Origin of the sequence: Pseudomonas sp. TH43 (assembly GCF_016650635.1) — a bacterium.
Lineage (GTDB): Bacteria > Pseudomonadota > Gammaproteobacteria > Pseudomonadales > Pseudomonadaceae > Aquipseudomonas.
In genome coordinates, this window is record NZ_JAEKFI010000002.1 from 308,303 (window position 1) to 321,903 (window position 13,601).

General features: G+C 59.8%; 13 protein-coding genes. 3 read left to right on the forward strand and 10 right to left on the reverse strand.

All coding sequences use genetic code 11. The features are described from left to right. Positions 1-51: 51 nt before the first annotated feature. From JFT81_RS08215 to JFT81_RS08235, 5 genes are read right to left on the reverse strand one after another with little or no spacing between them, the layout of a single operon-like run. Positions 52-975 carry a tetratricopeptide repeat protein gene (locus JFT81_RS08215; RefSeq protein ID WP_201202725.1) on the reverse strand — a complete coding sequence of 308 codons (924 nt, stop codon included), beginning with the start codon at positions 973-975 and terminating at the stop codon, positions 52-54. Then, the gene (locus tag JFT81_RS08220) at positions 975-1,460 is read right to left on the reverse strand and encodes a hypothetical protein (protein ID WP_201202723.1); all 486 of its coding nucleotides are present in this window, start codon (positions 1,458-1,460) and stop codon (positions 975-977) included. The genes JFT81_RS08215 and JFT81_RS08220 overlap by 1 nt, the downstream gene beginning before the upstream one ends. Then, a complete protein-coding gene (locus tag JFT81_RS08225; RefSeq protein WP_201202721.1) occupies positions 1,460-2,809 on the reverse strand; it encodes an ATP-binding protein in 1,350 nt (449 codons plus the stop codon). Before JFT81_RS08225 ends, JFT81_RS08220 begins: the two co-directional genes overlap by 1 nt. 57 nt (positions 2,810-2,866) lie before the next feature. Then, positions 2,867-3,838: a metallophosphoesterase gene (locus JFT81_RS08230; RefSeq protein ID WP_201226880.1), complete on the reverse strand. Its 972-nt coding sequence runs from the start codon at positions 3,836-3,838 to the stop codon at positions 2,867-2,869. Next, entirely contained in the window at positions 3,838-4,728 is an 891-nt protein-coding gene (locus JFT81_RS08235; protein WP_008079605.1) for an NAD(+) kinase, read from the reverse strand. Before JFT81_RS08235 ends, JFT81_RS08230 begins: the two co-directional genes overlap by 1 nt. A 115-nt stretch (positions 4,729-4,843) precedes the next feature. Between JFT81_RS08235 and JFT81_RS08240 the strand changes: the two genes are divergently transcribed. Continuing rightward, positions 4,844-5,794, forward strand: a complete 951-nt coding sequence (locus tag JFT81_RS08240; protein WP_201226881.1) for a DUF1853 family protein — start codon at positions 4,844-4,846, stop codon at positions 5,792-5,794. A 106-nt stretch (positions 5,795-5,900) separates the two neighbouring features. On the opposite strand, the gene JFT81_RS08245 is transcribed toward JFT81_RS08240, so the two are convergent. Both JFT81_RS08245 and JFT81_RS08250 read right to left on the reverse strand, forming a co-directional pair. Further along, complete coding sequence (locus JFT81_RS08245) at positions 5,901-7,184, reverse strand: arsenic transporter (RefSeq protein ID WP_201226882.1); 1,284 nt, start codon at positions 7,182-7,184, stop codon at positions 5,901-5,903. 185 nt (positions 7,185-7,369) lie between these two features. Continuing rightward, the gene (locus tag JFT81_RS08250) at positions 7,370-7,927 is read right to left on the reverse strand and encodes an NAD(P)H-dependent oxidoreductase (RefSeq protein WP_201226883.1); all 558 of its coding nucleotides are present in this window, start codon (positions 7,925-7,927) and stop codon (positions 7,370-7,372) included. Between the two features lie 183 nt (positions 7,928-8,110). On the opposite strand from JFT81_RS08250, the gene JFT81_RS08255 reads away from it, so the two are divergent. After that, entirely contained in the window at positions 8,111-8,347 is a 237-nt protein-coding gene (locus tag JFT81_RS08255) for a hypothetical protein (RefSeq protein WP_201226884.1), read from the forward strand. Positions 8,348-8,432: 85 nt separating this feature from the next. Then, positions 8,433-9,326: a LysR family transcriptional regulator gene (locus JFT81_RS08260; RefSeq protein ID WP_201226885.1), complete on the forward strand. Its 894-nt coding sequence runs from the start codon at positions 8,433-8,435 to the stop codon at positions 9,324-9,326. Here the strand turns inward: JFT81_RS08260 and JFT81_RS08265 are convergent. The 3 genes from JFT81_RS08265 to dnaQ all read right to left on the reverse strand — a co-directional run bounded on the left by JFT81_RS08265 (position 9,292) and on the right by dnaQ (position 13,138). Continuing rightward, on the reverse strand, positions 9,292-9,906 hold the full coding sequence (locus JFT81_RS08265) for a GNAT family N-acetyltransferase (RefSeq protein WP_201226886.1): 615 nt from the start codon (positions 9,904-9,906) through the stop codon (positions 9,292-9,294). The two genes, JFT81_RS08260 and JFT81_RS08265, sit on opposite strands and share 35 nt — an antisense overlap. A 14-nt stretch (positions 9,907-9,920) precedes the next feature. Continuing rightward, complete coding sequence (locus JFT81_RS08270) at positions 9,921-12,176, reverse strand: Orn/Lys/Arg decarboxylase N-terminal domain-containing protein (RefSeq protein WP_201226887.1); 2,256 nt, start codon at positions 12,174-12,176, stop codon at positions 9,921-9,923. A gap of 203 nt (positions 12,177-12,379) precedes the next feature. Next, positions 12,380-13,138, reverse strand: a complete 759-nt coding sequence (gene dnaQ, locus JFT81_RS08275) for a DNA polymerase III subunit epsilon (RefSeq protein WP_201226888.1) — start codon at positions 13,136-13,138, stop codon at positions 12,380-12,382. Between the last annotated feature and the right edge of the window lie 463 nt (positions 13,139-13,601).

A 13,601-nucleotide genomic window follows, 5' to 3' on the forward strand; every position in this document is an offset into this window, starting at 1 on the left:
CTGCCGGGCATCAGGTCAGCGAGCGAGTCGACGGGCGCGAGGCCCGACGCCCTAGAACTCCCTTGAAAGTTTTACCTGGGTCAGTTCCTTTTCCAGCGCACGCCGGAAAATCTGCGGTGCGGTGAAGGTATAAAGGGCGAACGCCAGCCACACCCAGTCAATCACCTCGGCGGCACCGGGATAGCCCTGTGCGGTGAGGGTGATCACAGTGACGCGATACACCACAAACATCGCCAGCAACAGGATGATCGCGCCGGTCGTGCTGCGCTCGGTCATCCAGCTGTTGAACCGCCACCAGAAACCCATGAACACATTGCTGCGCGCCTTCACCGCGGTCAGCAGGCTCAGTGCCGAGACATTGCTGGCGTTTTCCTGCAGGGCCCAGATCGCGTGTTCGCGCGCACCGTTAATATCGCCCTGCCGCAGCAGCAAACGACCCAGCACCACCACGGCCCCGGCATGCCCGGGATCGGCCTGCAGCGCCTGGCGGGCGAAACCTTCCGCCTGCTGCCAATGGCCACAGGCCTGATGATATTCAGCCATCGCCACCAGATTGGCCGGATCGTCAGGCCCCAGCTCCAGGGCTTTTTCCAGCAACGCCTGACTCTGACTCAGGCGTCCGGTCAGTTGGAACAGGTCGGCGAGGCTGCGGTAGTAACGCGGCTCCGTCGGCTCCATGTCGAGCAGTTGCAACAGGTGCTGTTCGGCAGTCTTGAATTGCCGCGAGGCCATGTCGATGTGCGCAGCGGCGTAATGTGCCAGCGGCAACGCCGGGTCCATCGCCAACGCCATCGAGGCTTCGTGGCGCCCGGCATGCAGACGGCGCATGTTGAGCAGACACAGCGCCAGCAATGCGTGGGCTTCAGCACATTCCGGGTCATCGGCCAACAGTTGTCGCAGGCTGTCGATGGCGCCGTCATTGTGGCCGGACTGCAACCGCTGATAAGCCACTTGCAGCAGATAGGAGGTATTCATCAGCTCACCACCAGATACCAAAGGGTCGCCGGCACCAGAGTGACGACGATCCCTTTGAGCAAGAACGCGCCTGCGAGCGCGACCAGCGGCGCGAAGCGATTGAGCACGCCGCCATAATATTGGTACAGCTCGATGGTCGAGTTCTGCAGGGTGTACAGCACGTAACCGATGCTCAGTTTCCACACCACCAGCACCAGCAAGGCGTACTGAATCTGCGCCTGAGTGCTCAGGTAGCCGTTGTTCAACAAGCTGATCAAGGCCAGCCCGAGGATTACGCTGCCCACGGCACCGACGCCGACCCAGATCCACTCACGCTTGCGCGTTGGGCTGCCCACGGCAATCGAGTTGAGCACGAACCACGGCAAACCCAGCCACAGCCCGCCCATCATCAGCGCCAGCAATGGCCAGAACGGCGACACGGCAAACCGTGCCAATCCGCCCGGGCGCGGTTCATCTTCAATGCGGTAAATATTCTGGGTTCCCATCAGCGTCCCTTGCCATGTTTGTCGAGGAAGGCCAGCACCTCATCGTACTGATTGCCTTCATTGGCATAGCGCGCGTAGTTGCGAGCGGTGGTCAGCCATTCCAGCGTTGTCGCACGGACTTCTTTCAACGCCTGCTTGAAGTGGCGATCGCAGATCGGCTGCTCGGCACCTTCGCTGATCGACTCCTCGATGGCTTCATCGGCGGCGGTTTCCACCAGTTCGCTGAGGTCAGCGCCGGAGAATCCCGAGGTGTGTTTTGCGAGGAAGGCGAAATCGATATCAGCCGCCACCGGACGGCCCTTGACCATCAGTTGCAGCATGTTTTCGCGGGCCGCACGATCCGGTGGCGGCACAAACAGCACGCGATCGAAGCGGCCGGGGCGACGGAACGCCGAATCCACCGACCACGGCACGTTGGTCGCGGCAAGGATCAGCACGCCATGGTTGTCATGGGTGAAGCCGTCCATTTCCGAGAGGAACTGGCTGACCAGTTTCGACGATGTCGACTCACGGGTATTGGAGCGTTTACCGCCCAACGCCTCGACTTCATCGAAGAACATCACCGCCGGTGCCTGCGCCCGCGCCTGCTCGAACAGGGCATGCAGCTTGCGCTCGGACTCGCCGATGTACATGTCCAGCACGTCGGAAATCGCCACGTTGAAGAACTTCGCCTTGCACTCGCCGGCGGTTGCCCGCGCCAGCAAGGTCTTGCCGCAACCCGGCGGCCCGTAGAGCAGCACGCCGCCGCCGACACGCTTGCGAAAGCGCTCGAACAGCCCGGGCTTCTGATACGGCAGGATGATCTTTTTATGGATGGTCTTCTTCAGATCATCCAGACCGCCGATGTCATTGAAGGTCACCGTCTCACTGTCGGGTACCAGCAGCCGGCGCACTTCGGTCTGGTCGGTGTCATCGTTGGAGATCACGCGCAACTTCGGCCGCCCTTCACCGGCGGAAAAATCCACCACCGACACGTTCAAGCGACGCCACAGCGCCATGTCTTCCAGTGCAGGGTTGGCACTGATGGCGGCGCGGTATTCGACCAGCGCTTCCTTGAGGCGATCAAGATCGGCCAGTGCCCGTGCGCGCAACAGTTGCAGATTGGCGCCCTCACCGCTCGCCAGGCTCAGGGCTTTTTCAGCCTGCCCGGCAGCGAGGTACAACTGCGCGGCGATTGGCTTCAGAGCCTCGGCGTCCGGCAGCTGGTGCAGGTCGGCGGGAACCAGTTTGAGGCCGCGCGCGTTGTCACCGCGTTCAAGGCAGGCCTTGAGCACCAGCGTCAGCAACGCGACGTTTCCCGGCGAGGCCAGCAGCGCAGCCTCCAGTTGATCCAGCGTCGTGTCATCCATGGTGAATCCTTGTGACAGCCAGTTGCGAATTGAAATAGCAGAACGAGCAGGCCGCGATCATTGCAGCACCTCCGGCCGCTCGACATCGACCCAGACAAATTTATGCGGATCCAGGCGCGTTTCCTGATCCAGACGATAAGCGACCAGTTTGCCGTAGAGCACCGCGCTGTAATCCAGACACGCAAGGTTGGGGCGGATCGGCGCCGGTTTGCCGTTGCGCCAGTAATGGCCGACGAACAACAACGGCTCATCGACGCCGTAGCGCAGCAACGAATTCTTTTCCGTGGACGTCAGCGGCGTCTGCGCCACTGGCTCCGGCAAGGCATCGGGCTGGAAGACAATGTCGCCATAGGTTTTCGGATCGTCTTCCCAGAACTTGGTGCGGAAGAACGAACGCACCAGACCGTCGCCGCTGGTCATGGTCAGGCCATGAGGCAGGCGCATGTCGGTGCCGCGCAGCAGGCGGTCGAACACCGTGCAGGCGAAGCTGTCCGGCACCGCCGAGGCCTGCAGAAAGTGTTCGTCGATGCAGCCATTGGGGAACAGTGCGCGCAACGGCTCGATCAGGCCGGCATCCCAACAGGCGTGGACGACGCGAAAGCGCCCGGCGTCGACAAACAGCGGCAGTTGGTAGAACCAGCGCTGGAAATCATGCCAGTCGCCGGGGTGGCCTTCGAACTGCGTCAGGGTTTCGTGGAGCAGGCGCGCGTGGCGCGGCGTGTGTTCTCGGACGAACTGCTTGCCGCTGCCGGGAAGCGCCGGGGTGCTCCAGCCGAGGGCGTTGAATTCGTGGTTGCCCATGATGCACAAGGCCTGACCGGCCTCGACCATGTCGTGGACGATGTGCAGCGCCTCGCGAATCCGCGGGCCACGGTCGATGATGTCGCCGACGAACACGGCCATGCGCGATGGATGCCGCCAGACCCCGCCCTGCTTGTGATAACCGAGTCGGTCAAGCAGGTGTTCGAGGGTCAGGGCGCATCCGTGCACGTCACCAATCAGGTCATAACTGCGCGCGGGATCGAGCATCAGTCGCCTCCACCACCCAACTTGCTGCCCCAGCCGAGCTTGGTGCGGCAGACTTCGTAGTAGTTGTGGTCGAGCGGATGAATCAGCCGCAGCTTCTGCGCTTTTTTGCTGACAGTGATGGTGTCGCCCGGCGCGCAGGTGAAGTGGTTCTGCCCGTCGCAGGAGACCTGCGGGTAGATCTGCATATCTTTGGACACGACGATTTTCAGCTCACTGTTGCCATCGACCACAATTGGCCGTCCCGACAAGGTATGGGGGTACATCGGCACAATCACAATAGCGTCGAGCTTGGGATGCATGATCGGCCCGCCGGCAGACAGCGCATAAGCGGTCGACCCGGTCGGCGTCGCGACGATCAGGCCGTCGGCCTTCTGGCTGCAGACGAACTGGCCATCGATGTACAGCTCGAACTCGATCATCCGCGTCGATTTGCCGGGGTGCAGCACCACGTCATTCAGCGCATCGCCCTGACCAATGGCCTCGCCGTGACGGCGGACTTCGGCTTGCAGCAGGAAGCGGTTTTCGACCAGATAGTGGCCGTCGAGCACTTCGGCGACTTTGACTTCCAGCTCATCGGGGCGAATGTCGGTGAGAAAACCGAGGCTGCCACGGTTGATGCCAAGCACCGGAATGTTGTGCCGCGCCAGCGCCCGGGCAGCGCCGAGCAGGCTGCCGTCACCGCCGACGACGATGACCATGTCGCAGACTTCGCCGAGCATCTTGCGCGACGAGGTTTGCAGGCCGTGGCCGGGCAGGACTTCAGCGATGGTGTCTTCGAGAATCACATGCAGGTGACGGTCGAGCAGAAACCGTTTCAGTCGGCGGACGGTATCCAGCACCTGGGAACTGCCCAGGCGACCGATGATGCCGATATTACGAAATTGCTCCATGGGACCTCTGCGGACAATCGAAAACGCGAAAAACACGATTATGGGCGAAAGCCTGCGATAGACAAAATCCTTTCAGCCTCAAGGGTGGGCTCGTGTTTAAGGCTATGCTCGCAAGATGATCCTATTTCCCGACTTGCTGCAGTTGCCCCATCAATTACGCCATCCCGAAGTGCGTGATCTGGCGTGGGTGATCCTTGCCCCACCGATGCTCGCCACCACACCGTGGCCGCAACGCCATCCGCTGGCGGGCAGCGACTGGGTGAATGATCCCGAGCGACTGGAGCATTGGTTGCGTGGGCTCGACCGTGACAGTTATGGCCTGCTGCACTGGTTATCCCAGGCGCGCACCCGACGCTTGGGTCTGTATTACGAACGGTTGTGGCAATTTGCGGTTCAGCACGCGCCGGGGATCGAACTGATTGCCGCCAACCTGCCGATTCGCCGCGAGGGCCACACCCTGGGCGAACTTGACATGCTGTTGCGCGACCGCGACGGCGTGCATCACCTGGAACTGGCGATCAAACTCTATCTCGGCCCACAGAATGGCGATGGACAGGATCCGGCGCAGTGGTTGGGGCCGGGCTGCCATGATCGACTGGACCGCAAACTGGCGCACCTGGCCGAGCATCAACTGCCGATCTCGGCGCGCCCGGAAAGTCGAGAAGTGTTGGCGGCGCTGGATATCGAGGTGTTCAGTGCGCAGTTGTGGCTGGGCGGTTATCTGCTGTATCCGTGGCCCGGTCAGGCCGAGTCACCGCTCGGTGCGCATCCACAACATTTGCGCGGCAGTTGGTTGCATCAGAAGGATTGGCCAGCATTCGTCACACAGCGCCCGGCCGGGCGCTGGCAACCCCTGCCCCGCCATGCCTGGCTGGCACCGGCGCACTATCCGGCGGATCAGACCTGGACTTTGGAGCATTTGCGCATGTGGCTGGAAGATCTTGAGCCGCTGGCGCCAGCGCAACTGCTGGTGCGTCTGACCGAGAATGCGCAGGGGGGATGGGAAGAGGCGGAGCGCTTGTTTCTGGTGTCCGACCTGTGGCCGAACGTTCCCGGTCAAGGCTGAGACTTTGTAGTGCTTGTGCCGGCCCCTTCGCGGGCAAGCCTTGCTCCTACGGGATCACCGCAGGCCCTGTAGGAGCAAGGCTTGCCCGCGAAGACTTCACCTCGGTCTAAATGGATAACCGCACAGCCAAAGCCGCCAACGTCACCAACAACACCGGCACCGTCAGCACAATCCCGACCCTGAAGTAATATCCCCAACCAATGTGGATGCCCTTGCGCTCCAGCACATGCAGCCACAGCAGCGTCGCCAGGCTGCCAATCGGGGTAATCTTCGGCCCCAGGTCGCTGCCGATCACGTTGGCGTAAATCATCGCCTCCTTGATCACCCCGCTCGCCTGACTGGCATCAATCGACAGCAAACCGATCAGCACGGTCGGCAAGTTGTTCATGATCGACGACAGCAACGCGGTCAGCACGCCGGTACCCATTGCCGCCCCCCACACACCATGACCCGCGAAGACATCCAGCCAACCGGCCAGATACCCGGTCAACCCGGCATTGCGCAGACCGTAGACCACCAGATACATGCCCAGCGAAAACACCACGATCTGCCACGGCGCCTCTTTCATCACTTTGCGCGTGGAAATCTTGTGGCCAAGGGCGGCGATACCCAATAGCAACGCGGCGCACACCGCGGAAATCGCGCTGATCGGAATGCCCAGCGGCTCCAGCGCAAAGCAGCCGATCAGCAAAATCGCCAACACCGCCCAACCGGCATAGAACGTGGCTTTGTCGTGGATCGCGGTCTCGGGGTGTTCGAGCTGTTCAGGATCGTAGGATTGCGGAATATCGCGACGAAAAAACCACAGCAACATCCCCAGCGTCGCCGCCACGCTGACGAAGTTGACCGGCACCATCACCGCCGCATAGCGGTTGAAGCCGATGTGAAAGAAGTCCGCCGAAACGATATTGACCAGATTCGACACCACCAGCGGCAGGCTCGCGGTGTCGGCAATAAACCCCGCGCCCATGACGAACGCCAGGGTCGCCGCCGGCGAAAAGCGCAAGGCCAGCAGCATCGAAATCACGATCGGTGTGAGGATCAGCGCCGCGCCGTCATTAGCGAACAGCGCCGAAACCAATGCCCCGAGCAGCACCATAAAGGCAAACAGCTTACGCCCACTGCCCCGCCCCCACCGCGCCACATGCAAGGCCGCCCAGTTAAAAAAACCGGCCTCATCGAGCAACAGACTGATGATGATCAACGCGACGAAAGTGCCGGTGGCGTTCCAGATGATCTGCCACACCAGCGGGATGTCGCTCAGGTGCACGACGCCGAAGATCAATGCCAGCACCGCGCCAAAGGTCGCACTCCAGCCGACGCCAAGGCCTTTGGGTTGCCAGATGACAAGGGTAATGGTCAGCAGGAAAATCAGTGACGCAGCCAGCATCCGCAACAGCCTTGTTCAATAGAGTTCTTCGGGAAACGCATCTTACCCGTGGCGAGGGGATTTATCCCCGTCGGGTAGCGAAGCGACCCCCCTGCGATCAATAACCATACCGACATCACAGGTTGACGACTGCTACGCAACCGAACAGGGATAAATCCCCTAGCCACAAGGTGTATCAGCCCAATTTATTTTTTGTGTTGCTCGACGAATTGTCCGTAAGCATTGATAAAGCTTTGCAGGAAAGGTTTCACCGTATCGCTCAACTTGCCTGATTCATCAAATGCTGTCCCCGCCCCACCCAGATAAGCCTCTGGCTGCTGCATGCACGGCACATTGAGAAACACAAAGGACTGCCGCAGATGCTGGTTCGCGCCGAAACCACCGATGGCGCCCGGCGACACGCTGATCACCGCACCCGGCTTGCCACCCCAGACGCTCTTGCCATAAGGCCGCGAGCCAACGTCGATGGCATTCTTCAGCGGAGCAGGCACCGAACGGTTGTACTCAGGCGTAACGAACAGCACCGCGTCGGATGAACCCACTTTTTGCCGGAAAGTACTGTAGGCTGCCGGCGGTGAATCACCGTCGATGTCTTCGTTATAAAGCGGCAGATCGCCAATTTCGACAATCTCGAGTTTGAGGTTCGCCGGCGCCAGCTCAGCCAGTGCCAGCGCGACTTTGCGATTGATCGATGCTTTGCGCAGGCTACCGACTACTACGGCGACGTTGTAGACATTGCTCATGGAAGACTCTCGACTGTCCGTGGAAGGAGCCTGTAGTTATAGATGATCCGGTGACGATTCCACCAGCAGACGAGGGAAATTCCCGCGTCCTGATTATTTTTTTCCGACAGGAAAACTTACGGCGCTTGATGACGGTCTACCAAGCCGCAAATCAAGTGTTTTATCTCCAGAGGTTCTAAGCAGATGGCAGCAGTACTCGTCGGTCAGTTCCATGCAAGAGATGCGGAAGGCCGCGTTTATTCCGTGCATGAGTTCCAGGAATCCACTCCGTCGGCAGACGGTTTTACCGGCTCGGAGCCCGTCACCACCTACAAACTGGCCATTGGCGATCGCGTGGAGAAACTCGACGGACTTGAATTCAAGCTCGTTCAGTCGGGCGTTATTCTGACCCGTGAAGTAGAACTTCCTGTTGCTCAATAACCCACTGTTATGAGCAGAAGTCATATGCGCAGACTTGGGGTAGGATTCAGCCACTGATCCCACCTGCTGAACATGGACTTCACGCATGCGTTTACGCCATATCGAAGTGATTCAGGCGCTCTTGCAGACCGGTCACCTGGGCACCGCCGCCGAATGGTTGCAGTTGCCGGTGGCCGAGGTCGAAGAGCGTTTGCGTGAAGCCGAGAGTCAGTTGGGGTTCATGCTCTTCGCCAGTGTTCGCGGGCGCCTGCAATCGACGCCCGAAGCGCGGGCGTTGCAGGTTGAAATCGCCCACGTCTACGCAGCGCTGGAGCCGGTGCAACGGCTGGCCAGCAGCCTCAAGCAATACCTCGCCCCGCCCTTGCGCATCATCGGCACCCCGCCGCTCACTCAACAACTGTTGCCGCATAGCGTCGCCCTTCTGCGTCGTCGACTGCCCGATGCGCCCTGCAGCCTGTTAAACGCTGCCACCCGCGACATCGTCCGCAGCCTGTTGCTGCGTGAAAGCGATCTCGGCTTGAGCCTGCACGACCCCGAACATCCCGACATTCATTGCCAGCCACTGGCGCAAGGCAAACTGCAATTGCTCGCGCCTCACGGCTGGCTGCAACCGAAGCAGAAATACATTTCGCTGCAGGATCTCGCCGGCCAGGCGATGGTCGGTCTCGAAGGTCAGGACCTGCTGAGCCCGGCACTGGAAAACAAACTCCAGGCCTTACGCCCGGCACCGAGTATCCAGACCCGCGTACAAACCCATCAGATGATGCGCAGCATGGTCGAGGCCGGCGAAGGTCTGGCCATCGTCGATCCGTTCACAGCGCTGGGCGCCCGCCCCGCCGGCCTGGACGTGTGCCCGCTGTCGCCAGCGGTGCCGATCAGCCTCTATGCCCTGACCTTCAAGCACGCAGCGCCCTCAGCGGCGATTCAGACGTTATTGGCGATCATCACGGAACAAGCCGAGGCGATGCTGTCGAACTGAGCGGGTTTTCCAGCGGATTATCGAACAATCGATACCAGAACAGCGCCACCTCAGCGGTGTTCGGGTCGATGCCGCGATAGCGCAATTGATCGATGCCGCCAATCACATAACCGCAACGCTCGTACAACCGACAGGCACCGAGGTTATTGTTCTGGGTTTCCAGCATGATCCCCGGCAGCTTTTTCTTGCGGCTCCAGAACTGCGCGACATCCAGCAACGCCTTGGCCACCCCATGACGGCGCGCTGGCGCGTGTACCGCCAGCTCATCGATATGGGCGAAGCCGTTCCAGTTGGTGCTGATCACCAGATGGCCGACCGGCTCATCGTCAAGGTAGGCCATGAAAATCGCGCTGTCCGTCGCCTTGTGAAAGGCGCTGAACTCCTCGGGATCAATGCCGTAGCACTTGCGGTAAGGCACGATCGGCGTTACCGGCCACTGCTCGACAGGCTTGCCAATCACCGCATTGCCGTAAGCGGCGACCTCGAAACTGAAGTCGCTGCCCCAGATATAAGGCGCAAAGCCTTCGTCGGCGACCCGCACCGACAGCCCTGGATATTTCGGATTCATGACCGGTTGCATACTGGGAAAAGTCCTCATTCCTTGACGCAATCGACGGTGTACTGCCGTCCATTGCCTTCATCTTCGTGCTGCAATCCATGCACATCCGCGACAAAACCGGGGAAGCTGCTATCGAACGTGCGAGCAAATTTCAGGTAATCAATGATCGAGCGGGTCGATTCGGTAAAGCGTTCACCGGGCATGATCAAAGGGATCCCCGGCGGATACGGCACCAGCATCACGGCGGCGATTCTGCCTTCCAGTTCATCGATTGGCACTGCCTCGACTTCGCCGCGCACCAAGTGATCGTAAGCATGAGCCGGTTTCATGGCGATTTCCGGGAGTACGGTGTACATGCGTTTGAGGTGCTTGGCGGTGGCATTGCTGCGGTAACAGGCGTGCAACTGATCGCACAGGTCACGCAGGCCCATGCCGCGATAACGCGCAGTGTCTTGTTGCGACACGCAGGGCAGGCAGGTCTCAAGGCGCACGTTGGCATCATAGCTGCGCTTGAACTCAAGCAACTCGGTGAGCAACGTGCTCCATTTGCCTTTGGTGATGCCCATGGAGAACAGCACCAGAAACGAATACAGCCCGGTTTTCTCCACCACCAGCCCGCGCTCCCAAAGGAACTTGCTGACCACCGCCGCCGGAATGCCCTTCTCGCTCAACGCCCCACCGGCATTCAGCCCCGGCATCACCAGCGTGACCTTGATGGGGTCGAGCAGCACGTAGTCGTCACTGACCTCGCCGAAACCGTGCCAATCCGCATCGGGTTGCAGCAGCCAGTCCTTGGTTTGCACGCGGTCGATGCCTTCCACACCGGGCGGCTGCCAGATCGAAAACCACCAATCATCGGCAGCAATGTGCTGGCGCAGATTGGCCAGTGCCCGACGGAAGCTCAGCGCTTCGTCGAAAGTTTCCTGCAACAGCGAACGCCCGGCCGGGCCTTCCATCATCGCCGACGCCACATCCAGTGAAGCGATGATGCTGTACTGCGGCGACGTGGAGATGTGCATCATGAACGCTTCATTGAAACGATCACGGTCCAGTTGCCGTGCACCGCCGTCCTGCACATGAATCATCGACGCCTGACTGAACGCGGCGAGCAACTTGTGCGTGGAATGAGTCGTGAACACCAGCGGACTGTCTTCGCTGCGCGAGGTGGCCATGCCGTAGCGTCCGGCGAAAAATTCATGGAACGCCGCATAGGCATACCAGGCCTCGTCGAAATGCAGCACTTCGACGCTGTTGCCGAGGCTTTGCTTGATCAGTTCGGCGTTGTAGCAGAGGCCGTCGTAGGTCGAGTTGGTGACCACGGCAAGTTTGACTTTCGGCGCGCGGCCCTTGGTCAGCGGGCTGGCGTCGATTTTCGCCTGGATCGATTCGCGGCTGAATTCACTCAGCGGAATCGGCCCGATGATCCCCAACTCATTACGTTCGGGACACAGGTACAAGGGGATCGCGCCGGTCATGATGATCGCGTGCAACACCGACTTGTGACAGTTGCGATCAACCAGCACCAGATCGTCGCGGGCGACCATCGAGTGCCAGACAATCTTGTTGGCGGTCGAGGTGCCATTGATCACGAAAAAGGTGTGATCGGCGCCGAAATTGCGCGCAGCACGCGCTTCAGCTTCGGCAAGCGGCCCGGTGTGATCGAGCAACGAACCCAACTCCGGCACCGAGACCGACAAATCCGAGCGCAGCGTGTTTTCGCCGAAGAACTGGTGAAACGCCTGCCCTACCGGACTTTTGTGATACGCCACACCGCCGCCGTGACCGGGGGTGTGCCAGGAATAATTGGAATCGGCAGTGTGCTGCACCAGCGCCTTGAAAAACGGCGGCAGCAAACCGTCCAGATATTTGCGCGCCGCTCGCGCCACTTGCCGGGCGAGAAACGGCACGGTGTCTTCGAACAGATAGAGAATGCCGCGCAACTGATTGAGTTCGGCCATGGCATCGGCCGGAGCGTTTTCCAGGGTGACTTGCTCGCCCAGGGCAAAGATCGGCAGATCCGGCGCACGCACACGCGCCAGGCCGATCAGTTCGGCCATGTTCTGCAACAGATGCGAGTGGGTGCTGGCGTCCTCGGCGGCGATCAGCATGCACGCGAGGCCATGATGGGTCGACGCCACCAACCGACCTTCGGTGTAGTCGGTGGCCGAAACGATACTGAAACTTTCCTGCTCCAACTCCCGGGCGATGCCACGGATACGGTCGCCGGCGACCGTATCGGCCTTGATGTCACGATGGACGATCAACACCGGAAACTTCAAATCTTTGTACATGGGGCTCAGTGTCCTGAGGCGGCGGGGTTGAATCCGCCAATGCACTCAGGGTAGAGGGTTGTAGCGAAAGTGGCGAGGGTGGCCACTTGGCTTCATGCCGCCAAAAGCAAAAGATCGTCCGATCGCGGCCCGAGCCTTCGGCAGCTCCTACATTGGAATGTGATCCCCTGTAGGAGCTGCCGGAGGCTGCGATCTTTTGATCTTCAAGCCTGCGCGTCAGCCTCGGCAATCTGCGTCCACATCGCCGGCCCACCGGCAGACTTGGCAATAATCTCCAACCGCACCAGATGCGCCGCCAGCTCATCCTCAGTCGCGCGAATGATCCGCGCCGGCTGCCGATCAGCCGGTAATCGGCGAATCTCGGTCGCCGAGTTGTCCGCGCCCTCGCCCGAGCCATTACCGTCCGATGCGTTGCCGGCCAGCGACAGGCTGGTCTGGCCACCGGTCATGGTCAGGTAAACGTCGGCGAGAATCTCCGAGTCGAGCAAGGCGCCGTGGAGTTCACGACCGGAGTTATCGACGCCGTAACGCTTGCACAACGCATCGAGGCTGTTGCGCTGCCCCGGGTGACGTTCCCGGGCCATCATCAGGGTGTCGAGGATCGAGCAGTGCTGAGTGATATCAGCGCGATCGTGCTGGCCCATCAAGGCGAATTCGTTGTTGATGAAGCCAACGTCGAACGCCGCGTTGTGGATGATCAGCTGTGCGCCTTTGATGAATTCGAAGAACTCATCGGCAACTTCGTTGAAGCGCGGCTTGCCCACCAGAAATTCGTTGGTGATGCCGTGAACGCCGATGGCGCCTTCATCACTCTCGCGATCCGGTTGCAGGTAAACGTGAAAATGCCGGCCCGTCAGGCGCCGACCGATCAGTTCAACACAGCCGATTTCGATAATCCGGTGACCATCGGTCACCGGCATGCCGGTGGTTTCGGTATCGAGTACAACCATCCTCTGAGCCATTCTTTGTTAAATCCTCATCTCTCATCACCCTGCGAAGGCCTACGATATTAACACATGAAGTTGAAATCGGTGACTTAGCTAGCACCAAAAAGTGTAAATACAAAAGTTGTCACTCTTTCACTCCGCACTAATGTAAACGCTCTTCTGAATTGCCATAGGACACGATCCGGAAGTATCAGCTCGCCTGAATACTAATCGAAGCGAAGCAGACATACTCTGAGTGCTGCCTCGTCAACCTGACCTCATACCCGATAAAAATCACCGAATATGCCGAAAATCCATTCCAGCGAAAGCCTTCAGCTCGATGATTGGCAAGAGATTGCCACACAGAAAACGCAACAACTTTAGCCACATATTGACACTCCAAAAACTGGAAACGTAGCCATATATTGACAGCCCAGAATCCTGAACCGTAGCCATATATTGACAGCCCCAAAAAACAAAACACTCGCTACATATTGAC